The organism is Nocardia terpenica (genome assembly GCF_013186535.1).
GTDB classification, from domain to species: Bacteria; Actinomycetota; Actinomycetes; order Mycobacteriales; family Mycobacteriaceae; genus Nocardia; species Nocardia terpenica.
The window spans coordinates 2,131,883-2,152,529 of the sequence record NZ_JABMCZ010000001.1 but is presented as its reverse complement, the minus strand read 5'-3'; the positions used below and the strand labels follow the sequence as shown (position 1 = coordinate 2,152,529).

The 20,647-nt window shown below is 71.1% G+C and carries 19 protein-coding genes; 12 read left to right on the top strand and 7 right to left on the bottom strand.

What is annotated here, in order from left to right:
• Positions 1 to 85: 85 nt before the first annotated feature.
• The 3 genes from efeB to HPY32_RS09940 are packed head-to-tail and all read right to left on the bottom strand — an operon-like array spanning position 86 to position 4,319.
• The gene (gene efeB / locus HPY32_RS09950) at positions 86 to 1,318 is read right to left on the bottom strand and encodes an iron uptake transporter deferrochelatase/peroxidase subunit (RefSeq protein ID WP_067590959.1); all 1,233 of its coding nucleotides are present in this window, start codon (positions 1,316 to 1,318) and stop codon (positions 86 to 88) included.
• A gap of 29 nt (positions 1,319 to 1,347) precedes the next feature.
• Positions 1,348 to 3,408: an iron uptake transporter permease EfeU gene (efeU, locus tag HPY32_RS09945; protein ID WP_067590962.1), complete on the bottom strand. Its 2,061-nt coding sequence runs from the start codon at positions 3,406 to 3,408 to the stop codon at positions 1,348 to 1,350.
• A gap of 50 nt (positions 3,409 to 3,458) precedes the next feature.
• Positions 3,459 to 4,319, bottom strand: a complete 861-nt coding sequence (locus HPY32_RS09940) for an LLM class flavin-dependent oxidoreductase (protein ID WP_067590965.1) — start codon at positions 4,317 to 4,319, stop codon at positions 3,459 to 3,461.
• A 71-nt stretch (positions 4,320 to 4,390) separates the two neighbouring features.
• On the opposite strand from HPY32_RS09940, the gene HPY32_RS09935 reads away from it, so the two are divergent.
• The 4 genes from HPY32_RS09935 (at position 4,391) to HPY32_RS09920 (ending at position 7,714) form a co-directional block, all read left to right on the top strand.
• On the top strand, positions 4,391 to 4,936 hold the full coding sequence (locus HPY32_RS09935; RefSeq protein ID WP_067590968.1) for a TetR/AcrR family transcriptional regulator: 546 nt from the start codon (positions 4,391 to 4,393) through the stop codon (positions 4,934 to 4,936).
• Between the two features lie 50 nt (positions 4,937 to 4,986).
• Positions 4,987 to 5,499, top strand: coding sequence for an SRPBCC family protein (locus tag HPY32_RS09930; protein ID WP_067590971.1), 513 nt, complete (start codon positions 4,987 to 4,989; stop codon positions 5,497 to 5,499).
• Entirely contained in the window at positions 5,499 to 6,551 is a 1,053-nt protein-coding gene (locus HPY32_RS09925; RefSeq protein ID WP_171982770.1) for an LLM class flavin-dependent oxidoreductase, read from the top strand. The genes HPY32_RS09930 and HPY32_RS09925 overlap by 1 nt, the downstream gene beginning before the upstream one ends.
• A gap of 512 nt (positions 6,552 to 7,063) precedes the next feature.
• A complete protein-coding gene (locus tag HPY32_RS09920; RefSeq protein ID WP_067590974.1) occupies positions 7,064 to 7,714 on the top strand; it encodes a hypothetical protein in 651 nt (216 codons plus the stop codon).
• 114 nt (positions 7,715 to 7,828) lie between these two features.
• Here the strand turns inward: HPY32_RS09920 and HPY32_RS09915 are convergent, their stop codons facing one another.
• Positions 7,829 to 8,557: a GntR family transcriptional regulator gene (locus HPY32_RS09915; protein WP_067590977.1), complete on the bottom strand. Its 729-nt coding sequence runs from the start codon at positions 8,555 to 8,557 to the stop codon at positions 7,829 to 7,831.
• 119 nt (positions 8,558 to 8,676) lie between these two features.
• On the opposite strand from HPY32_RS09915, the gene HPY32_RS09910 reads away from it, so the two are divergent.
• From HPY32_RS09910 to nagA, 4 genes are read left to right on the top strand one after another with little or no spacing between them, the layout of a single operon-like run.
• Positions 8,677 to 10,077: a sugar porter family MFS transporter gene (locus HPY32_RS09910; protein WP_067590980.1), complete on the top strand. Its 1,401-nt coding sequence runs from the start codon at positions 8,677 to 8,679 to the stop codon at positions 10,075 to 10,077.
• Positions 10,074 to 10,991, top strand: a complete 918-nt coding sequence (locus HPY32_RS09905; protein WP_082871575.1) for an N-acetylglucosamine kinase — start codon at positions 10,074 to 10,076, stop codon at positions 10,989 to 10,991. Before HPY32_RS09910 ends, HPY32_RS09905 begins: the two co-directional genes overlap by 4 nt.
• Before the next feature lie 37 nt (positions 10,992 to 11,028).
• A complete protein-coding gene (locus tag HPY32_RS09900) occupies positions 11,029 to 12,048 on the top strand; it encodes an SIS domain-containing protein (protein ID WP_197696644.1) in 1,020 nt (339 codons plus the stop codon).
• Positions 12,045 to 13,211 (top strand): N-acetylglucosamine-6-phosphate deacetylase, encoded by a 1,167-nt coding sequence (nagA, locus tag HPY32_RS09895; RefSeq protein WP_067590986.1) that lies wholly within the window; start codon positions 12,045 to 12,047, stop codon positions 13,209 to 13,211. The genes HPY32_RS09900 and nagA overlap by 4 nt, the downstream gene beginning before the upstream one ends.
• A 29-nt stretch (positions 13,212 to 13,240) precedes the next feature.
• Here the strand turns inward: nagA and HPY32_RS09890 are convergent, their stop codons facing one another.
• Positions 13,241 to 14,185, bottom strand: a complete 945-nt coding sequence (locus tag HPY32_RS09890) for a DMT family transporter (RefSeq protein ID WP_067596041.1) — start codon at positions 14,183 to 14,185, stop codon at positions 13,241 to 13,243.
• On the opposite strand from HPY32_RS09890, the gene HPY32_RS09885 reads away from it, so the two are divergent.
• A complete protein-coding gene (locus tag HPY32_RS09885) occupies positions 14,184 to 15,605 on the top strand; it encodes an aminotransferase-like domain-containing protein (RefSeq protein WP_171982769.1) in 1,422 nt (473 codons plus the stop codon). The genes HPY32_RS09890 and HPY32_RS09885 overlap by 2 nt on opposite strands.
• Before the next feature lie 75 nt (positions 15,606 to 15,680).
• Positions 15,681 to 16,898, top strand: a complete 1,218-nt coding sequence (locus HPY32_RS09880) for an FAD-dependent oxidoreductase (protein WP_067590989.1) — start codon at positions 15,681 to 15,683, stop codon at positions 16,896 to 16,898.
• Between the two features lie 10 nt (positions 16,899 to 16,908).
• Here the strand turns inward: HPY32_RS09880 and HPY32_RS09875 are convergent, their stop codons facing one another.
• Together HPY32_RS09875 and HPY32_RS09870 are read right to left on the bottom strand one after the other, a co-directional pair.
• On the bottom strand, positions 16,909 to 17,451 hold the full coding sequence (locus HPY32_RS09875; RefSeq protein ID WP_067590992.1) for a YaeQ family protein: 543 nt from the start codon (positions 17,449 to 17,451) through the stop codon (positions 16,909 to 16,911).
• A 19-nt stretch (positions 17,452 to 17,470) separates the two neighbouring features.
• A complete protein-coding gene (locus HPY32_RS09870) occupies positions 17,471 to 18,751 on the bottom strand; it encodes a sensor histidine kinase (RefSeq protein WP_082871576.1) in 1,281 nt (426 codons plus the stop codon).
• Positions 18,752 to 18,876: 125 nt separating this feature from the next.
• Here HPY32_RS09870 and HPY32_RS09865 point away from each other — a divergent pair, with 125 nt between their 5' ends.
• Positions 18,877 to 19,554 (top strand): response regulator transcription factor, encoded by a 678-nt coding sequence (locus HPY32_RS09865; protein ID WP_067590995.1) that lies wholly within the window; start codon positions 18,877 to 18,879, stop codon positions 19,552 to 19,554.
• Between the two features lie 170 nt (positions 19,555 to 19,724).
• Entirely contained in the window at positions 19,725 to 20,588 is an 864-nt protein-coding gene (locus HPY32_RS09860) for an isocitrate lyase/PEP mutase family protein (protein WP_067590998.1), read from the top strand.
• The last annotated feature ends 59 nt before the right edge of the window (positions 20,589 to 20,647 follow it).

The following is a 20,647-nucleotide window of genomic DNA, read 5'->3' as shown; positions in this document are numbered from 1 at the left end:
TTCCTGTGAACGTTAATCTAATTAACGTTCCCGGATGACGCAAGGCTCCGGATGCGCGGCGGGCGTCCCGCCCGGCGGGATTGGGTCAGCTCAGCAAGGCCCTTGCGTACCAATCCTTTTCGTCGGTCACGCCGGGCAGGACGAAGAAATAGCCGCCGCCGAAGGGCTGGACGTAGTCGGTGAGCGGTTCGTCGATGAGGCGGGTCTGGACGGCCTCGAACTGGCGCTGCACATCCTGCTGGTAGCAGGCGAAGATGTGCCCGGCGGCCAGGTTTCCGTTCGGCTCCACACCCAGATCGTAGTTGTAGGAACGGCGGATCAACCGCTGCCGATCGGTGTCCGGGGTGCGCGGATTGGCAAGCCGCATATGGGAATCCAGCGGAATGACCGAGCCCTTCGGATCGGCGGCGTAGTCGGGCACGTCGAATTCGTTGTTGCCGTCCAGCGGTGCGCCCGAATCCCGGCGGCGGCCGAACATGTTCTGCTGCTCGTCGATCGAGACCCGGTCCCAGAACTCCACCAGCATGCGGATCACCCGCACCACCTGGTAGGTGCCGCCGTGGGTCCAGGCGGGTTCGGCCGGATCGTCCACCCAGATCAGCGATTCGGCGTCGGCGCCGGTGGGGTTGGCGGTGCCGTCCTTGAAGCCCAGCAGGTTGCGGCCCGTGCCCGAGGGGCGCGCCGGGGAGTTGTAACCGTCGATCTTCCAGCGCAATTGGAGCGCGCCGCGGGTCTTGCGGGTGATGTCGCGAATGGCGTGGTGGACGGTGTCGTGGTGGTGGGCGCAGAACTGGATCAGCAGATCGCCGTGCAGCCACGCCGGTTCGAAGGAGTCGTTGGGGAAGGTGCGCATCGGGGTGAGGTGGGCGGGCTTGGCCGCGGCGAGGCCGAAACGGTCGTCGAACAGGCTCGCCCCCACGCCGACGGTGACGGTGAGGCCGTCGGCCGGAATGTCCGGGCCCAGCACGGCGCTGTCGGCGGGCGGCTGGCTCAGCCCCGCATCGGGCGCGGGACCACCGGCGGTCAGGGCGCGGGCGCGGCCGGTGAGGGTCTTCATCAGCTCGGTCAATCCGGCCCGGCCCGCGGCGGTGACGTCGAAGGCGGCGAAGCAGGCGGCGTTCTGCTTGGCCGCGGGACCGGGGGTGAGGATGCCGGACTGGTGCGTGCCGTGGAACGGGTACCGCGCGGCCGCGGCGGGCCGATCGGAGGCGGCGTCCGCGTCCACCCGCGCGCCCTCGGCGAGCAGACCGGCGGTCAGGGCGGTGCCCGCCGCCCCGGCGGCGGCACCGGAGAAGAATCGGCGGCGGCTGACGTTCATGCTGAAGCCTTACGTGTGTGGGACGAGAGTCAGTGGGCGGCGGGCACTTCCAGCAGCCGCGGCACCTGCGCGAGCTGCTCGAGCGCATCGCCGATGGCGGCGAGCACCGCCTGGCGCTGCGGGTGCGGCGTCTGCCCGATCGGCCGCCAGCGGCCCGCGTCTCGGGTGGCGAGCACCGCGGTGCGCAGGGTGTCCAGGCGGGCGGTGAGGGTGGCGCGCAGCTGCGGCGCCCGCTCGTCGAGCAGCGGGCCCAGCATGTCCAGGACCGCGCGGGTCACCTCCACATCGGCGAGGGTGAGCGGGTAGGCCGCGCCGCCGCCCTGGTCGTCCATGCCCGAAAGATGGTCGCGCAGCGCGTCTTCCAGGATCTCGTGGGCGCGCACCGAGAGCTTGGTGGGGTCCCCGGCGAGGTCGGGGCTGCTCAGGTTCGCGCGCACGGCGGCGATATCGGCGCCGAGCCGGTCCACCACGGGAATCAGCTCGTCGGGCCGCTGACCGTGCCACAGCCCGTATTCCAGTCGGCGCAGGCCGGTGAAGTTCGGGTCGGCGACGCCGCCGGGCAGGCCGTCGGGCAGCCCGGCGACCGCGGTGCCCGCGCTGCCGAAGCTGTTGTAGGACGCGCCGACGCGCTCCCAATCCTGTTGTGCGACAAGCCAATCCGCTTGTGCGGCGGCAATGTTCCCGGCCTGTAGGTCGGCCCTGATGCGGGTGATCGTGTCGGTCAGCCGGGTCAGCGCCTGTCCCGCGTACGCCTGGTAGGCGTCGTTGGGTGCGGTGAGATCGTCGGCGGTGACGGGCTTGAACGCCGGGGCCACGCCGGGCGCGTCCCCGGTGATCTGCACGGTGGCCGAGGTCTTTTCGGGCTGCCCGGACATGAGGCAGTGCATGCTGTAGGCGCCGCTGCCGAGCGTCGCGACCAGGTCGGCTGTGGTGGCCGGTCCCAATGTCTCGATCTCGCCGACGATCCCGCCGGTCGCGTCGAGTACCCGAATTTCCCCGGCCACCTTGCCCTTGTTCTGCACCGCGAAGGTGTGCAGCCCGGCCCGGCCCGAGGTCCATTCGGGCGCACAGGAGTTCGCGCTCACCGTCACCGCGTCCACCGCGCCCGAGCGGCCGGAGGGCAGCAGCGCGATCACCGCGCCCGCGGCCAGCACGGGCACCAGCACCAGCACCGCGGCCACCGCCGGCAGCCGCCGCCCGGCCACCCGCTCCCACCAGTCCGGGCCCGGTTCGCCCGCGGGCTCGGGGGTCGGGGCGGGCTCGGGCGCGGTGCGCCCGGCGCGCAGGAACAGCGGGATCACCACGGCCAGATAGACCAGCCACGCGACGACCTGAAGGACCGTCATCTTGGGCGTCAGCTCGGTGACGCCGGTGATGATCGACACCCACCACGAATTCGGGTCGATGTGCGCGGAGAGGTCGAAGGCGATCCACTGCGCGCCCGGCAGCAGCCCCGCGTCCTGGAGGTCACCCAGGCCGTAGGCGAGCACGCCCGCGGCGATGACGATCAGCACCAGCGCGGTGCGGTTGAAGAACGTGCCCAGGTTCAGCCGGACGGCCTGGCGATACAGCAACCAGCACAGCGCGATCGCGGCCACCAGTCCCAGCGCGGCGCCGACCAGCGGGGCGACCGTCGAGCCCGCCGCCTTGATCGCGGTCCACACGAACAGCGTGGATTCCAGGCCCTCGCGCCCGACCGCCAGGAACGCGGTCACCGCGAGCGCGCCCGCGCCGACCGCGCTGGCCCGCGCCACCTCGCCGCGCAGCTGCTTCGACAGCGATCCGGCGGTGCGGCGCATCCAGAACACCATGCCGGTGACCAGCCCGACGGCCAGCACGCTCAGCGCGCCGCCGATCGCCTCCTGGGCGGAGCTGGACAGCACGGCGGTCGAGTAGGTCAGCACGGCGGCGAAGCTGGCCGCCACCGAGACCGCGCCCAGCAGCCCCAGCCACACGGGTGCGGCGGACACCGGTCGTTCCGGTGTCGACACCTTCCGGATCGCCGCCAGCAGGATGGTGACGACAAGTCCTGCTTCCAAGCCTTCCCGCAGACAGATCAGCAGGTTCGGCACGGCTTCGGCCCAATTCACAATTGATAAGGTAAGGCATCCCTATATACCAGGTCCAGGCGCCCTGCGGTTCACGCGCCGTTCAGGAGTTCGACGACGGGGGCGAACCGATCGAGGTAGAGCTCGTTGACGCTGATGTAGGAGAAGCCGAACCGGTCGCGGCGGCGCTGTATCTCATCGGCCATCCGCCGGGGCGTGCCGCGCAACAGGTGCAGTGAACCGGCGGCGGCCAGGGCGGCGATATCGTCGCCGACCAGCGGGGCGAGGCGGGGCGGGACGGTGTCGCCGACGACGAGCACGTTCATGTGCAATTCGAGCCGCGCGCAACGGTTTCCGGCCGCGTCGGTGATATCGGCGAGTATCCGCTCGATATCGGCCGCGGTGGCCCGCGGCGGGTGGGCGAGGGTGACGATATCGGCGAGCCGACCCGCCAGGGCGCGCGAGCGGGGGCCACCGGCGGCGATCATCACCGGGGTCGCGGGGGTGGTCTCCAGGTCGCGCAGGTGCCGGACGGTCTGCTCGACCTGCGCCAGGCGCTGCGCGGGAGTGGTTGCGGGCAGGCCGATCTCTTCCACGGCCGCCCGATTCATGACCGGGTTGCCGGTGCCGATGCCGAGTTCGAAGCGGTGGCCGGTCAGCTCGACGACGCTGTGCGCCTCCCAGGCGGCCGTCCGCGGCGGGCGCGCGGTGCTCGCCAGGACGAACGTCCCCACGCGCAGGGTGGTGGTGACCGCGGCGGCGGCCGTGGCGGCGGGCAGCGGCGCGAGCAGGTGCAGCCCGTCGGGCATCGAGAGCGTCGAATAGCCGAGGCCCTCGGCCCGGCGGGCGAGGGCGCGCCAGGTCGATCCGGTGTGGTCGGGTCCGCCGATCACACCGAAGCGGAATCGGCGGTCGGGAAGGGATTGCCGCGGTGCGGTTCTGGTCTCGGTCACGATCCGGTAGGCTACTCCACCAACTGGTTGGTGGATAGTGCCGACCGGCTCGACGACTCAGGAGGTACAGCGTGCCCGAACGCGGTGACCGGCGGGCGGATATCGTCCGGGCGGCTTTCGATCGCCTGGCCCGCAACGGATTCGAGGGCTTGCGGCTGCGGCAGATCGCCGAGGACATCGGCATCGATCATTCGACGCTGCACCACCACTTCCCCACCAAGCAGCACATCGTCGCCGAGGTGGCCCGCTACGCCATCGGCCGGTCGGCGGTGACGCCGCCCGAGCACGCCGGGGCCGGGGAGACGTTGCGCGCCTACCTGTCTCATCTGGTCCGGTTGTTCGCCGAGGCTCCGGAGGTGTTCGCCGTCACCGCCGAACTGGACCTGCGGGCGCGCCGGGATCCGGCGGTCCGGGCGATCCTGGACGAGCACGAAACCAATTGGCGGCGTTCGCTGCACGAGCTGCTCACCGCCGGTGCGGCCGAGAATGCCTGGGCCGCACGGGTGACCACCGCCGAGGCCGTCGAGCTGATCATCGCGGTCGTCAAGGGTGTTCAGCTGGCGCCGAACACGGCCGCGGTCGCCTTCGCGCAATTGGCAGCGCTGCTGATTCGCTGAGCCCAGCTGTGCCACGATGGAGGTACCGACGCGAAACGGAGGCGGACGCCATGGAGTGGACCGGACAGGTGTACGCGGACACCCCGACCGTGGCCGCCGAGACCCGCATCGCGGCCCCGCCGCGGCGGGTCTGGGACCGCATCAGCGACATTCACCTGATGCCGACGCTCAGCACCGAGTTGCGGGGCGTCGAATGGCTCGACGGCGCAACGGAATCGCGGCTGGGCAACCGGTTCGTCGGGCACAATCGGCACGAGGCGCTGGGCGACTGGGACACGATCAGCACCATCGTGGAGTGCGCGCCGCCGGAGCGGTTCGCCTGGGCCGTGGGCGATCCCGAATACCCTTCCAGCATATGGCGTTTCACCCTGCGGCCGGACGGTGACGGCACGGTGCTGCGGCAGTGGGCGCAGATCGGCCCGGCCCGGTCCGGGCTGAGCCTGGCGATCGACGCCATGCCCGACCGGGAGCAGAAGATCGTGTTCGTCCGGCTGCGGGAGTTCGAGGCCGGGATGCGGGCCAATCTCGCCGCCGTCAAGGATCTGCTGGAACGGGAGCGCTGATGCGCACCGCGACGACGATCGAGGGATCGGCCGGAAACTGGCGCGAGCTCACCGAATACGTGGTCGAGGCGGAGCGGCTGGGCCTCGACATCTGCTGGGTCGCCGAGGCGTGGGGCGCCGACGCCCCCTCGCCGCTGGGCTATCTGGCGGCCCGGACGGAGCGAATCCTGTTGGGTTCCGGCGTCATTCAGCTCGGCACCCGCACGCCGGTGGTCATCGCGCAGACGGCGATGACGCTGGCGCACCTGTCCGGCGGCCGGTTCCTGCTGGGGCTGGGCGCCTCGGGCCCGCAGGTCATCGAGGGGCTGCACGGGGTTTCGTTCGCCCGCCCGCTGCGCCGCATGCGCGAGACCGTGCAGATCATCCGCGCCGCCTGCACCGGTGGGAAGATCTCCTTCACCGGCGACCGGTTCGCCATCCCGCTGCCCGGCGGCGAGGGCCGCCCGATGCGGCTGAGCCTGCCGCCGACCTCGGTACCCCTCTACCTGGCGGCCCTGTCGCCGAAAATGCTGGAGCTCACCGGCGAGATCGCCGACGGCTGGCTCGGCACCAGTTTCGTTCCCGAGGGCGCCGCCGCCTACTTCACCCACCTGGACACCGGCCTGGCCCGCGCGGGCCGCACCCGCGCCGATCTCGACGTCTGCCAGGGCGCCGAAATCAATATCGTCGCCGACGAACACCAACTCACCGAGGTCCTCGCGACCCGCAAGCGCGAATTGGCCTTCTCCCTGGGCGGCATGGGCTCGGCCTCCACCAATTTCTACAACGACGCCTACAGCCGCCAGGGCTGGTCCGACGTGGCCGCCGCCATCCGCACCCACTGGCAGGCAGGCGACCGCGCCGCCGCCACCGCCCTGGTCACCGACGACATGGTCCTCGCCACCACCCTGATAGGCACCGAACCCATGCTCCGCACCCGCCTGCAAACCTGGTCCGACACGGGGGTGGACACGGTCCGGCTGTATCCGGCGGGGAATACGATGCGGGACCGCCTGGACAATCTGGGGCGCGGGATCGATCTGGTGCGGGCTATTCCGGCGCGCGAGAAGTAGGCGCGAGATGCCTTGCGTATCAAGGCATATCCAATAATCAGGGTGGGTATCTATTGGGTGTGCGGCGCCCGGATGCTCAAGCATTTCATTGATGCGCGCACAGGTGTCGCGAGCGGACGAGTGTGCAAAGCGGCGCGAGTTGCGTTGCGGCACAGGGGTTCGTAGATTCGACGGAAGTTATGCGTTTGCCGAGGAAGACCGGTCGGATAGGGCCGGATCTTGAATGTGCGCAGTCCTCTTGACATTTTACCATGATTCTTCCCGATGGAAGTGGAATCGGGGGGAACATTGATGATTCCGGGGCGTTGGGAACTCTTCAGTATATATCCCATTTCCGTTGGGGCGCACCGGGTTCGGCGTGGGGGGAAACATGCGAAAAACTCGTGTTCCGAGTATTGCTGCGGTACCTGGGCGCGCCGTAACTTCTGAATCGACAGTCCAGTTCCTTTCACTGTCGTTTCGCTCATTCGGTTCACCGGTGTGAATCTCCGGGAATCTCAGAGGAGTGCGTAATGTTGAGCAAACTGTCCTTCGCTCGGGTGTCGTTGGTCGCGGTGAGTTGTGCGACGGCCGCGATGGCGGTCGGCGCCGGGTCGGCGCAGGCCGATGCCGGGTCGACCACGGTCAGTCCGGCGGGCGACTCCGTCACGGCCACCAATCAGGGGCCGATCACCGCGACGGCCGGGCCCGTCTCGGTGACCTGCACGACCGTGACCACCAGCGGGGCCGTGCCTGCGGCGCCGGGCAATTCGAATCCGAGCGGGCCGGTGTCGGTGCAGATCGCGGCACCGACGATCAGTGGCTGCACGTCCAGTCTGCCGGGGTTGAACATCAGCGTGACCACCTCCGGGACCTGGGCGGTGTCGGTGCAGAACGGGTCGCCGATCGCGGGCAGCCTGACCATTCCGCAGGGTGGCATGACGATCACGGGCACCGGGATCGCGTCGTGCACCACCGTGGTCGCCCCGGACGGGCCCGCCTCGGCCACAGGCACATTCACCAACGGCAGCCCCTCGACGGTGTCCACCACCAATGCGTCCGTACCGATCTCGGTGACCGGCGACCCGGTCTGCCCCACCGGCTCCACCTCCGGCACGGTATCGGCCACCTTCGCCCTGACCGACACCACCAACCCCTCGCAGCAGGTCACGGTCGGCCCGTGACCTCCAGCAGTCGTGGGTAATTCGAGGACCAACGGTCACGGATAAGCCAGATCCCGGCCAGCCGTGGGTAATTCGAGAACCGACGGCGTGAGCCCGTGCACGTAGTGCACGGGCTCACGCGTGTGCGACGAAGCGGAAGCGATCGCCCCGGTATACCGATCGCGTCCACTCGATCGGGCGGCCGTGCGGGTCGCGGGCGCGGCGATGCACCAGGAGCATGGGCGAGCCGACCGCGACGTCGAGCAGGCTCGCCTCCTCGGGGGTGGTGAGGGTGGTCTCGACGGTGTCCTCCACCGCGGCGATCTCGATGCCGTAGCAGTCGCGCAGGGTCGCGTACAGCGAGCCGTTGTCGGCCAGGCGGCGGGCGAGGCCGGGCAGCGGGTCGGCGAGGTAGGCGACCTCGAGGGCCAGCGGTTCGCCGCCGACCATGCGCAGTCGCTCCAGCCGGTGCACCCGCCGCCGGGGTGTGATGTCGAGCTGGTCCGCCACCGTGTCGTCGGCGGGCACCCTGGTCAGTGCCAGCACGCGCGAGCCGATGTCCAGGCCCTGCGCGGTGATGTCGTCGGTCAGCGAGGTCAGCTGTTGCAGGTGGACGATCTTCGGCGGCGCGACGAAGGTGCCGCTGCCCTGCACCCGGCGCAGCAGCCCCTCGGCGGCGAGCTCGGCCAGCGCCTTGCGCAGCGTGGTCCGCGAGGTGCCCAGCCGCTCGGCGAGCACGCGCTCCGGCGGCAGCGCGGCCGACGGCTGCATGGTGCCGATGAGTTCGCGCAGCGCCAGCTTGGTGCCGTAGTACCGGGGTTGGGACTGCGTGGATCCAGGAGCAGTCCCGGTGACGTTACCCATGCCGTAAAACCTACCGTCCACCCTGTCGCTTGACGCGGGAATTGGTGTATGCCAATCTCGTCCTCGGCAAATTGGTATACACCAATTCTTTTCCTGATCAACGGTGAGAGGCGAAGAACATGCGGTTCGTCGACGAGCTGCGGGCATCGTCCCGTCTGGGGGTGCTGGTAGGCGCCGCGGCCGCCAGCGTCGGGGTGATCTACGGCTACGACCTGTCCAATATCGCCGGCGCGCTGCTGTTCATCACCGACGAGTTCGACCTGACCACCCGGCAGCAGGAGCTGCTGACCACGGTGGTGGTGATCGGCGAGATCCTGGGCGCGATCGGCGGCGGCTGGCTCGCCAACCGGATCGGGCGCAAGAAGTCGATGGTGCTGGTCGCCTCGACCTACGCGGTCTTCGCGGTGCTGGGGGCGCTGTCGGTGTCGCTGCCGATGCTGGTGGTGGCGCGGCTGGCGCTGGGGCTGACCATCGGGATCTCGGTGGTCGTGGTGCCGGTGTTCGTGGCCGAGTCCGCGCCGGTGCGGGTGCGCGGCGCGCTGCTGGTGGCGTACCAGGTCGCGACGGTGATCGGCATCATCATCGGGTATCTGGCGGCGTATCTGCTGGCCGGTTCGCACAGCTGGCGCTGGATGCTGGGGCTGGCGGCGATTCCGGCGGTGTTCACCACGGTACTGCTGCTCCGGCTGCCCGACACCGCGCGCTGGTACGTGATGAAGGGCCGCATCGAGCAGGCCCGGCGGGTGCTGCGGCAGGTCGAACCGGAGGCCGACGCCGAGGCCGAGCTCGCCGAGATCCAGCAGAGCCTGCGCGAGGAGTCCGGCGGCGCGCTGCGGGAGATGTTGCGGCGGCCGTACCTGCGGGCCACCGTCTTCGTGGTCGGGCTCGGCTTCTTCATTCAGATCACCGGCATCAACGCGATCGTCTACTACAGTCCCCGGCTGTTCGAATCCATGGGTTTCCACGGCCATTTCGCGCTGCTCGTGCTGCCCGCGCTGGTGCAGGTGGCGGCGCTGCTGGCAGTGCTGGCCGCGCTGGTGCTGGTGGACCGGCTCGGCCGCCGTCCGATCCTGCTGTCCGGCATCGCCATGATGATCGCGGCCAATATCCTGCTCATCGCGGTGTTTGTGACCGGTTCGAACTTCGGCGGGGTGCTGACGGTGCTCGGGTTCGTCGGCGTGCTGCTGTTCACTGTCGGCTTCACCTTCGGGTTCGGCTCGCTGGTGTGGGTGTATGCGGGCGAGAGCTTCCCGGCGCGGCTGCGGTCGATGGGGTCGAGCGCGATGCTCACCTCCGATCTGGTCGCCAATGCCATCGTGGCGGGCCTGTTCCTCACCATGCTCCAATCCCTCGGCGGCGCGGGCACATTCGCGGTCTTCGGGCTGCTGGCGGTGGCCGGGTTCGCCTTCGTGTACCGGTACGCGCCGGAGACCAAGGGCCGCAGGCTCGAGGAGATCCGGCACTACTGGGACAACGGCGCGCGCTGGCCCGCCCCGGCCGACGAGGACGTGCGCTCGTGAACGCGGCGCTGGGCCTGGACATCGGCGGCTCCAAGACGATGGCGGTGCGCTCCGAGGACGGGGTCGTGGTCGCCGAGGCGCGGTCCGGGAGCGCCAATATCGCCTCGGTCGGGATGGCCGAGGCCGGGCGGCAGCTCGACCTCGCGCTGGAGCGGGTCGGCGGGCACGGCGTGCGGTTCGTGTGCGCCGGGGCCGCGGGCGCGGACACGCCGGAGGGCCGCGCCCGGCTGCGGGATCTGCTGGCGGAACGGCTGCCGGACGCGGTGATTCGCATCGTGCACGACAGCGAGCTGATCCTGTCCGCCGCCGGACTGGACGAGGGGGTCGCGCTGATCTCCGGGACCGGCTCGGTGGCCTGGGGCCGCCACGGCGAACGGACCGCCCGCGCGGGCGGCTGGGGTTATCTGCTGGGCGATCAGGGCAGCGGCTACTGGGTGGCGCGCGAGGCGGTGTGCCGGGCGCTGGCCCGGGTCGACCGCGGCGAACCCGAGGACGCCCTCGGGCGCGCGCTGGTCGCCGAGTGCGGGCTGCGCTCGACCGAACAACTGCTCGACCATTTCTACAATCACACCGACCGCCGCTACTGGGCCCGCCGCGCGCACGTGGTGTTCGACCTGGCCCAGTCCGGCGATCCGGTGTGCCGCGGGATCGTCGACGATGTCGTCGACGATCTGACCGGCCTCGTGGGCACCGTCACCGACCGGCTGGCGTGCGCCGGACCGGTGATCCTGGCCGGCGGGCTCGCGGTCAATCAGCCGCTGCTGCAACAGAACCTGCGCCGCGCGCTGGCCGCGCGCGGCGTCGGCGATCTGCGAGTGCTCGATACCGATCCGGTCCACGGCGCGCTGCGGCTGGCGCAGCGGCTGTCGGGCCGCGGGCCGTGGGCACGGCCCGGACAAGCCACCTACCCCTAGGAGTGACATGACCGACATGGACAAACCCGGCGCGCTGATGGCGGCCGAGATCGCCGAGCAGCCCGCGGCCTGGCAGCGGCTGCTCGGCGAGGGCACCGACGCGATCCGCAAGGCCGCCGCGCGGATCGCCGACTACCGGCCCCGCTTCGTGCTGTTCGTGGCGCGCGGCACCAGCGATCACGCGGCGCTGTACGGCAAGTACCTGGTGGAGATTCATCACGCGCTGCCCGCCGGGCTGGTGTCCCCGTCCACCATGACGGTGTACGGCACCGCGCCGGATCTGCGCGACGTGCTGTTCGTGGCGGTGAGCCAGTCGGGCGGATCGCCGGATCTGGTGCAGTCGGTGGAGGTCGCGCGGCGGCAGGGCGCGCTGACGGTGGCGCTCACCAACAATCCGGACTCCGCGCTGGCGGCGGCCGCGGAGGTGCACGTCGACATTCTGGCGGGCGCCGAGCGCGCGGTGGCGGCCACCAAGTCCTACACCGCGGAACTGCTCGCGCTGTATCTGATGCTCGACTACGCCCGCGGCGGCGACGGTCGCGGCACCGCCGAGCTCCCGGCCCTGGGCACCCGGGTGCTGGAATCGGATGCGGCCGTGGCCGCCATCGCCGGGCGCTACCGGTTCGCGCAGCGCATGATCACCTCCGCGCGCGGCTACTCGTATCCGACCGCGCGCGAGGCGGCGCTGAAGCTGATGGAGACCTCGTACCTGTCCGCACAGGCGTTTTCGGGCGCGGACCTGCTGCACGGGCCGCTGGCGACGATCGATCCGTCGGTGCCGGTGCTGGCGATCGTGCCGGAGGGCGCGGGCGGGCGGGCCATGCGGCCGGTGCTGGCGCGGCTGGCCGAGCTGCGCGCCGATGTGGTGGGTATCGGTGCGGCCGAGGCGATCTCGGGCCTGACCGGTGGGGTGGCCCTGCCGATCGGGGTGCCCGAGCCGCTGTCGCCGCTGCTGGAAATCCTTCCGCTGCAACAGCTCGCGCTGCACCTGGCGATCGCCCGCGGCGGCGACCCGGATCGGCCGCGGGGGCTGAAGAAGGTGACCGAGACGCTGTGACGCTCATCGGCGCGGGCACGGTCGTGCTCGACGGACGGATCGCGCGGCCGGGCTGGCTGGAGCTGTCGGGCGGTCGAATCCTGGCCTGCGGCACCGGGATTGCGCCCCGGCGGCCCGATATCGAGCTGCCCGAGCACATCGTGGTGCCCGGGTTCGTCGACATGCACGTGCACGGCGGCGGGGGCGGTTCGTATTCCGACGCCACCGCCGCGGATATCGCGGACGCGACGGAATTTCACCGGCGGCACGGCACCACCTCGACCATGGCCAGCGTGGTGACCACCGCGCCGGACGAGCTGCTGCGCACCGTCGCGGTGCTCGCGGACGAGGTCGAGGCGGGCACGCTGGCGGGGATTCATCTGGAGGGGCCGTGGCTGAGCCCGGCCCGCCGCGGCGCGCACGCCCCGGAGCTGCTGCGCGAGCCCGATCTCGCCGAGATCGAGGCGGTGCTCGCGGCCGGGCGCGGCACGGTGCGGATGGTCACCCTCGCGCCCGAGCTGCCCGGCGCGATGCGCGCGATCGAGCGGCTGGTGGCGGCGAATGTCGTGGTGGCCATGGGGCATACCGACGCCGGCTACGAGCAGGCGCGGGCCGCGATCGACGCGGGCGCCACCGTCGGCACGCACGTGTTCAATGCGATGCGGCCGCTGCATCACCGGGAGCCGGGGCCGATCGTGGCGCTGCTGGAGGATCCCCGGGTGACCGTCGAACTGATCGGCGACGGCGTCCACATCCATCCGGCGCTGCACCGGCATCTGGTGCACACCGTGGGCGCCGACCGGATCGCACTGGTCACCGACGCCATGGCCGCCGCGGGCACACCCGACGGCCACTATCGGCTCGGCCCGGTCGATGTGACGGTCTGCTGCGGCGTCGCGCACGTCTCGGGGACCTCGACGATCGCGGGCAGCACCGCCACCATGGCCCAACTGTTCCGCGCCGCCGTCGACAGCGCCGGCCCCGACCCCGACGCGGCCCTGCTCGCCGCCGTCCGCATGACCGCGACCACACCGGCCCGCGCCATCGGCCTCCCCGACGTCGGCACCCTACGCCCCGGCCTCCGCGCCGACCTCGTTGTGCTGAACCGAAATTACGAGCCGACCGCCGTCATGCACCGGGGCCGCTTCCCCGACAACGCTCCGCTGCCGTCACCGACGGCCTGAGCACGGCAGTCCCCTCAGGTGGGTGCGGGCTATTTCCTTCCCGCGCTTGCGGTTCGGCCGAGGCGGGTGCGGACGGCGGTTGCGGCGCAGGCGATGACGGCGAGGCCGCCGAGGATGGTGGGCCAGGTGAGGGGTTCGTGGAGGAGGAGGGCGGCCTCGGCGATGGTGAGGACCGGCTGGACCAGTTGGACCTGGCTGACCTGGGCCATGGGGCCGATGGCGAGGCCGCGGTACCAGGCGAAGAAGCCGAGGTACATGCTCACCGCGCCCAGGTAGGCGAACGCGGCCCACTGGGTGGGGGTGGCGGCCGGGGGATGCTGGGCGAGGGAGATGCCCGTGAGCGCGATCATGAGCGGGGCCGACAGCACCAGCGCCCACGAAATCGTCTGCCAGGCACCGAGTTCGCGGGACAGCAGCCCGCCCTCGGCGTAACCGATCGCGGCGGCGAGGACGGCGCCGAACAGCAGCAGGTCCGACCAGTCGAGTCCGGCGAGCCCGCCGCCCGGCACGGCGGCGAACGCGACGGCGGCGACGGCCCCGACCGCCGACATCACCCAGAACGCGGCCGGGGGACGCTCGTGTCCGCGCAGCACCGCCAGCACCGCGGTCGCGGCGGGCAGCAGGGCGATCACCACCGCGCTGTGCCCGGCGGGGGCGGTGGTGAGGGCGAAGGAGGTCAGCACGGGAAAGCCGACGACCACCCCACCGGCGACGACGGCCACCCGGGCCCACTGCCTGCCCCGCGGCGGGCGCTGTCGGGTGACCGCGAGCGCCACCACCGCCAGCGCCGCCGCGATGACCGCGCGCCCGGAACCGGTGAACAGCGGCGACAATCCGCCGTCGGACACGGCGACCCGGGTGCACGGCACGGTGAAGGAGAAGGCCGCGACGCCGAGCAACCCCCACCCGAGACCGGCACGCCCCGGCGATAGCACTGGAGATTCGAGAAGAGTAGCGCTACTGTTCACTGTCATGTCCAACGATAGCAGCTCGCGAATCGTGGCGGAGCTCCGCGAGTGGATGGCGACGGCCCCGCCGGGTGCGCAGCTGCCGTCGACGCGGGCGCTGGTGGCGCGGTACGGGGCGAGCCCGGTCACGGTGCAGAAGGCGCTGCGGACACTCAGCGCGCAGGGCATGGTCGAAAGCCGGTCCGGTGTCGGCACTTTCGTGCGCGCGGTCCGGGTCGCGAGACCGCACGACTACGGCTGGCAGACCGCCGCCCTCGGCTCCCCAGATCATCGAATTCCGCCGCTGCCCACCGCATTACGCACCGCGCCCAACGATGCGATCGCGCTGCACGGGGGCTATCCGGACCGAGAGTTGCTGCCGGAGCGTCTGGTTCGCGCCGCGTTCGGGCGCGCCGCCCGCACCGGGGCGGCCGTCGGCAGGCCCCCGGCGGCGGGCCTGCCGGAATTGCAGGCCTGGTTCGCGACCGAGCTGGGCGCGGCCGCCCCGGTCGGGGTGGTACCGCCGACGCCGAGCGATGTGGTGGTGCTGCCGGGCAGTCAGAGCGGGCTCAGTACCGCGTTCCGCGCGCTGGTCGGCGCGGGCCGCCCGCTGCTGATCGAGTCGCCCACCTACTGGGGCGCCATCCTGGCCGCCGCGCAGGCGGGTGTTCAGCTGGTGCCCGTCCCCAGTGGCAGCCACGGCCCGGACCCGGACGAGCTGGCCCGCGCCTTCGAGCGCACCGGGGCGCGCGCCTGCTACGTGCAGCCGAACTTCGCCAATCCCACGGGCGCGCACTGGTCTTCGGCCACCGCCGACCGGGTGCTCGAGGTCGCGCGCCGGTTCGGGGCGTTCCTGGTGGAGGACGACTGGGCGCACGATCTGGGGATCACCGCGGAATCGACGCCGCTGGCCGCCCGCGACGACAACGGTCACGTCGTGTATCTGCGGTCGCTGACCAAGAGCGTGTCCCCGGCCGTGCGCATTGCCGCGATCATCGCCCGCGGCCCGGCCCGCGAACGCATCCTCGCCGACACCCAGGCCCAATCCATGTATGCCAGCGGCATTTTGCAGGCCGTCGCGCTCGACGTCGTCACCCAGCCCGGCTGGCGCACCCATCTGCGCGCCCTGCGCCAGCAGCTGGCCGCCCGCCGCGACCTGCTGGTGGCGGCGGTGCGCGAACAGGGCGCCATGCATCTGGAGGCGGTGCCGCACGGCGGCCTGAACCTGTGGATCCGCCTGCCCGACACCACGGATCTGCCCCGGCTCGTCCGCGACTGCGAGGCCGCCGGGGTGATGATCGCCCCGGGCTCGGAATGGTTTCCCGCCGAGCCCACCGCCCCCTACCTGCGACTCAACTACTCCGGCCCGAACCCGGGGGCCTTCCCCGACGGGGTGCGGATCATCGGCCGGGCACTGGCGGACGGCGGCGCGGCAGAGCCACGGTGAACCCGCGAGACGATAGTCTGCGCACATAATCGCTCGTCGTCGGTCCTTCGTTCGGTCGAATCGAGGAGTGCGCAGATGACCAAGGCATTGATCATCGGGGCCGGGGTGGCCGGGCCGACACTGGCGATGGCGCTGCAACGCGTCGGCATCGACTCCCTCGTCTTCGAGCGCGACGAGGCGGGCGCGGATCAGCGCGGCTCCTGGCTGAACTTCCAGGCCAACGGCATGGACGCGCTGGCGGCCATCGACGCGGCCGGTCCGATCGAGAAGCTCGGATTCCCGGTCGACACCATGGGTTTCGTCAACGGCAGGGGCAGATCCCTGGGCCGCGTCCCGATGGCCGCGACCCGCCCCGACGGCCGCACCTCGCTGATGATGCCGCGCGCCGCCCTGTACGCGGCGCTCGGCGCGCAGGCCCGCGAGCGCGGCGCGCAGGTGCGCTACGGCAAGGAACTCGTCGACACCCGCAGCACGGCCGACGGCGTCGAGGCCCGCTTCGGCGACGGCACCACCGAGACCGGCGACCTGCTGATCGGCTGCGACGGCATCCACTCCCCGGTGCGCTCGCTGATCGATCCGGACGCTCCCCCGCCGCGCTACGTGCCGGTGCTCAATGTCGGCGGCTACCTGCCCGGTTTCCCGGTCGACGTGCCCGCCGAGGAGTTTCGCATGCAGTTCGGCACCCGCTGCTTCTTCGCGTGGATGCCGACGCCGGACGGCGGCACCGTCTGGTTCGCCAATCCGCCGATGCCGCGCGAACCCGAGCGGGGCGTGCTGTCCGGGATGAGCGATACCGAATGGCGGCTGTGGCTGCACGAACTGACGGCCGGGGACGCGGGCCCGGCCGCGGCGATCATCGATGCCGCGCCGGGGCCGATGGTCGGCTGGGCCACCTACGATATGCCGGTGGTGCGGCACTGGCACAACGACCGGAACATGATCGTCATCGGCGACGCGGCGCACGCCACCGCGCCTTCGGCCGGGCAGGGCGCGGCCATGGCGCTCGAGGACGCGGTCGTGCTCGCGCAGTGCCTGCGCGACTGCCATACCGTTCCCAACGCCTTCGCCACCTTCGAGGACCTGCGCCGCGAGCGCGTGGAGCGGATCGTCGCGCACGGGGCGCGCGGGGCGCAGGCGAAGGCCGCGGGCCCGCTCGCCCGGGTGGTGCGAGATCTCCTGCTGCCGTTCGTGTTCCGCCGCGCCGCCCAGGATGGCGGGGAGTCGCTGATGTGGTTGCAGGGCCATCACATCGAGTTCGACAGGCCGGTCACCCCGGTGATCATCGCCCGGTGACCGCGGCCGGTCAGTCGAGCCGATGCTCCTGGACCGGGGTGCTCACCACGGTGCCGTTGATATCCAGGTAGAGCTGGCGTTCGGTGACCGAGAGCGTGACGGTGTTGCGGCGGCCGAGGGCGGCGACGGCGGTATCGATCGCGGCGCGGTCGATGCTGTACAGCGGGATGGTGTCGGCGCGGTGAATGCGCTTGCCGCGCAACGACGCCAGCACCTTGGCGGGGTCGCGATGGGTGTAGACGGCGACCCGGTCGGCCAGTTTACTGCCGCGGTGCACGCGGTCGGCGTCGGGCGCGCCGACCTCGATCCAGGCGGTGATGCGGCCGGTGAGGTCGCGCACCAGCACGGCGGGCTCGTCGGCGGAGGACACGCCGCCGTCGCTGAACGCGATGCCGTCGGTGAATTCGAGGCAGTAGGCCAAAAGCCGGGTCAGCATGAATTCGTCGGTCTCCGACGGGTGCCGCGCGACCCGCAGGTCCAGCTCCCGGTAGACGTTCCGGTCGAGGTCGGCCAGTTCGAGGGCGAAGGTGTGCAGGGTCGCGTTGAGTGCCATGGCGACACCAGCCTAGCGGTCACCCTCCCGGCAGCATCAGGCAGAACGTCGGCGGCACGGGCTGGCGCAGCGCGAGCAGCCCGCCCTGGGATTCGGCGAGCGAGCGGGCCAGCGCCAGGCCGAGGCCGTGGGTGTCGTCGGCGGAGCGCGGCGTGAAGATCAGATCGGGGTCGGGCAGGCCGGGACCGCGATCGGAGACCTCCACGAACAGGTCCTCGCCCACGGCGTAGGCGGCGACGAGGGTGGGGCCCGCGCCGTGCACGAGCGCGTTGTCGACCAGGATCTCCACCACGTGGCGGACGGCGGTGGCCGAGGCCCGCACCCGGGGAAGTTCGGTGCCGCACCGGATTTCGAGGGTCCGGCCGCGCTCGGTGAACGCGCCGCGCCAGTGCTCGGCGACCGAGTCGAGCAAATCGCGGACCGCCAGCGGCGGGCCGTCGGCGTCGTCGGTGTCGCGGGCCAGGCGCAGCAGATCCTCGATCGTGGCGCCGAGGTGCTGGCCGCGGCGCAGCGCGGTCGACGCGGCCGTCCGCAGGTCCGCGTCCGGCCGCGACAGCGCGGACTCCAGGCCCAGCAGCAGCGCGGTCAGCGGCGTCCGCAGCTGATGCGACACCTGGGTGCTGAAGGCGCGTTCCCGCTCGAGCAGCCTGCCCAGCCGGGTCGCGGTGGCCTCCAGCGCTTCTCCGAGGGCGTCGGCCTCCGCGATCCGCGACCGGCCGGCGCGGATGCCGAAATCGCCGCCGCCCAGCGCCCGCGCCGAGCCGGTCAGCCGCTCCAGCGGTCGGGCGATCCGGCCGCCCTGATATCCGGCCAGCAGCGCGGCGACGGCGATCACCGAGATGCCCAGCAGCGCCAGCGTCGTCCAGGCCCGGCCGGTGCGGGCGACGACGATCGAATGCGGCATGGCGACCCGCACGGTGACCGCCCGGTCCGACGATACCGGCGCCGACACCGCGAGGTCGGTGTCCTCGACCGCGGCGTGCGTGCGGCCGTCGGCGGCCGCGGCGGCCAGCGGCGAGGACGACGGGCCGCGCTCGCGGATCAATTCCCCGGTCACGCTGTAGATTCCGATGATGCGGTTGTCGGGCAGGCCGGACGGCAGCTCGACCCCCGCCCGGTCGGCGGCGTAGGGCACGGCCGCGGCCACCACGACCGCGTCGCGCTGCAGTTCGGTGATCGCCTCGGTGTGGTTCATTCGCTGCACCGCGACGGCCAGCGGGACGGCGAACATCAGCACCGCGAACGCGGTGACCGAGACGATCGAACCACGAATCAGCGCTCGGAGCGAAATCCCCTGCATAGCACTAGGTTTCCCGTAACTGCGGGTACTCGGGCATAATCTGACCGTACACGGGCGCCCCGTCGAGGTGCGCCGAAGGCATTGCGCGACAGACCGATACACCTAGCGGATTGGCGGTGTGCTCGATGCGTTTATTGATCGTGGAGGACGACCCGGATATCGGCGTCGAATTGCATGCGGCCCTGGTCGGGCACGGTTACACGGTGGAGTGGGTGCAGACCGCCGCCGCGGCCGAAATGGCCGCGGCCCGTAGCAGGCCCGACCTAGTGCTGCTCGACCTGGGCCTGCCCGACCGCGACGGGGTGGGGCTGTGCCGGTCGCTGCGGTCGGCGTTGCCCGCCACCGTCATCGTCGTACTCACCGCCCGCACACAGGAATTCGAGGTGGTGGTGGCGCTGGACGCGGGCGCGGACGACTATCTGACCAAGCCGTTCCGGCTCACCGAGCTGTTCGCCCGGCTGCGGGCGCACCTGCGGCGGCAGGGCGTCGGCGCCTGCGAGCCGCCGCTGTCCGCGGGCCGGTTGCGGGTGGATCCGCACGCCCGCCGCGCGTGGGTCGGCGAGCAGGAATTGTCGTTGCGGCCCAAGGAGTTCGACGTGTTGCAGCTGCTGATCGAGAACTCCGGTCAGGTGGTGAGCCGCGACACCCTGATGAGCACGGTCTGGGACGAGAACTGGTTCGGCTCGTCGAAGACCCTGGACGTGCACGTGTCCACGCTGCGCCGCAAACTGGCCGAGCACGGCGAGGATCCGCTGGCCATCACCACCGTGCGCCGCCGCGGCTACCGGCTGGAATACATGTGAGCTCCGATGCGACTGTCTCCCACCACATTCGGCGCACATCGCCACGGAAAGGTTAGCGCAGCTTTTACCTTTCGCTAACCGACCATGAACCCACCCGCCCGTAGGCTCGATACGAGATGCGGCACAACGGAAATCGCATCCTCGTCATTGTAGAACTCAGGGGGTATCACATGAACCACGGGACTGCGCTTCGCACCGAGATCCACAGCGACGACGTCACCGCCCTCATCGGCATCTTCGACATGTACTCGGCGTCGCTGGCGGCGCAACACTACAATGGAATGTTCGTGTCCGGCTTCGGATTCGCCGCCTCCTACTACGGCCTGCCCGACATCGGATTCATCGCCTGGCCCGATATGGTCGACTTCGTCGCGCGGCTGCGCCTGGCGTTCCCGCGCCAGCATCTGCTGGTCGACATCGACGACGGCTATGTCGATCCCGAGGTCGCCTGCCAGGTGGTGGCGAATCTGGAACGCATCGGCGCGTCCGGGGTGATCCTGGAGGACCAGAAGCGGCCGCGCCGCTGCGGGCACGTCGCGGGCAAGCAGATCCTGCCCTTCGAGGAGTACCGGGAGAAGCTGACCATGGTGCTCGACACCCGGTCGGATCTGGTGGTCGTGGCGCGCACCGATGCCACCGAGGAGTCGGAGATCCTCTACCGCGCCGCCGCCCTGGCCGACACCGACGCGGACGTGCTGCTGGTGGACGGGGTGCGCAGCGTCGAGTGGATTCGCAAGGTGCGCGGCGTCGTCGGCGACAAGCCGCTGCTGTTCAACCAGATCGCGGGCGGCCTGTCGCCGCGGCTGTCGCTGACCGAACTCGGTGAGCTGGGGGTGAACGTCGCGATCTACTCCACGCCGTGCCTGTTCGCCGCCCACACCGCCATCACCGACGCCCTGCTGGCGCTGCGCGCCAACGACGGCCGCCTGCCGGTGGTCACCGACACCAGCGTCGGCGTGAGCATGTCGCTGGAGCTGCTGGAGCGCAATCTCGCTCGGCGCCAGCAGGTCCCGCTCGCGGCCGCGGTCCGCTGACACTGCGGGCGGGTGGTCCCGGCCAAAAGCACGCCGGGACAACGGGTGGTAGCACGCCT

Bases quoted from the DNA above. Each gene is read 5' to 3' on its own strand.
- efeB (WP_067590959.1), bottom strand. From the start codon at position 1,318: ATGAACGTCAGCCGCCGCCGATTCTTCTCCGGTGCCGCCGCCGGGGCG.
- HPY32_RS09930 (WP_067590971.1), top strand. From the start codon at position 4,987: ATGGAGTGGACCGGACAGGTGTACGCGGACACCCCGACCGTGGCCGCC.
- HPY32_RS09925 (WP_171982770.1), top strand. From the start codon at position 5,499: ATGCGCACCGCGACGACGATCGAGGGATCGGCCGGAAACTGGCGCGAG.
- HPY32_RS09920 (WP_067590974.1), top strand. From the start codon at position 7,064: ATGTTGAGCAAACTGTCCTTCGCTCGGGTGTCGTTGGTCGCGGTGAGT.
- HPY32_RS09915 (WP_067590977.1), bottom strand. From the start codon at position 8,557: ATGGGTAACGTCACCGGGACTGCTCCTGGATCCACGCAGTCCCAACCC.
- HPY32_RS09910 (WP_067590980.1), top strand. From the start codon at position 8,677: ATGCGGTTCGTCGACGAGCTGCGGGCATCGTCCCGTCTGGGGGTGCTG.
- HPY32_RS09900 (WP_197696644.1), top strand. From the start codon at position 11,029: ATGGCGGCCGAGATCGCCGAGCAGCCCGCGGCCTGGCAGCGGCTGCTC.
- HPY32_RS09885 (WP_171982769.1), top strand. From the start codon at position 14,184: ATGTCCAACGATAGCAGCTCGCGAATCGTGGCGGAGCTCCGCGAGTGG.
- HPY32_RS09890 (WP_067596041.1), bottom strand. From the start codon at position 14,185: ATGACAGTGAACAGTAGCGCTACTCTTCTCGAATCTCCAGTGCTATCG.
- HPY32_RS09880 (WP_067590989.1), top strand. From the start codon at position 15,681: ATGACCAAGGCATTGATCATCGGGGCCGGGGTGGCCGGGCCGACACTG.
- HPY32_RS09875 (WP_067590992.1), bottom strand. From the start codon at position 17,451: ATGGCACTCAACGCGACCCTGCACACCTTCGCCCTCGAACTGGCCGAC.
- HPY32_RS09870 (WP_082871576.1), bottom strand. From the start codon at position 18,751: ATGCAGGGGATTTCGCTCCGAGCGCTGATTCGTGGTTCGATCGTCTCG.
- HPY32_RS09865 (WP_067590995.1), top strand. From the start codon at position 18,877: ATGCGTTTATTGATCGTGGAGGACGACCCGGATATCGGCGTCGAATTG.
- HPY32_RS09860 (WP_067590998.1), top strand. From the start codon at position 19,725: ATGAACCACGGGACTGCGCTTCGCACCGAGATCCACAGCGACGACGTC.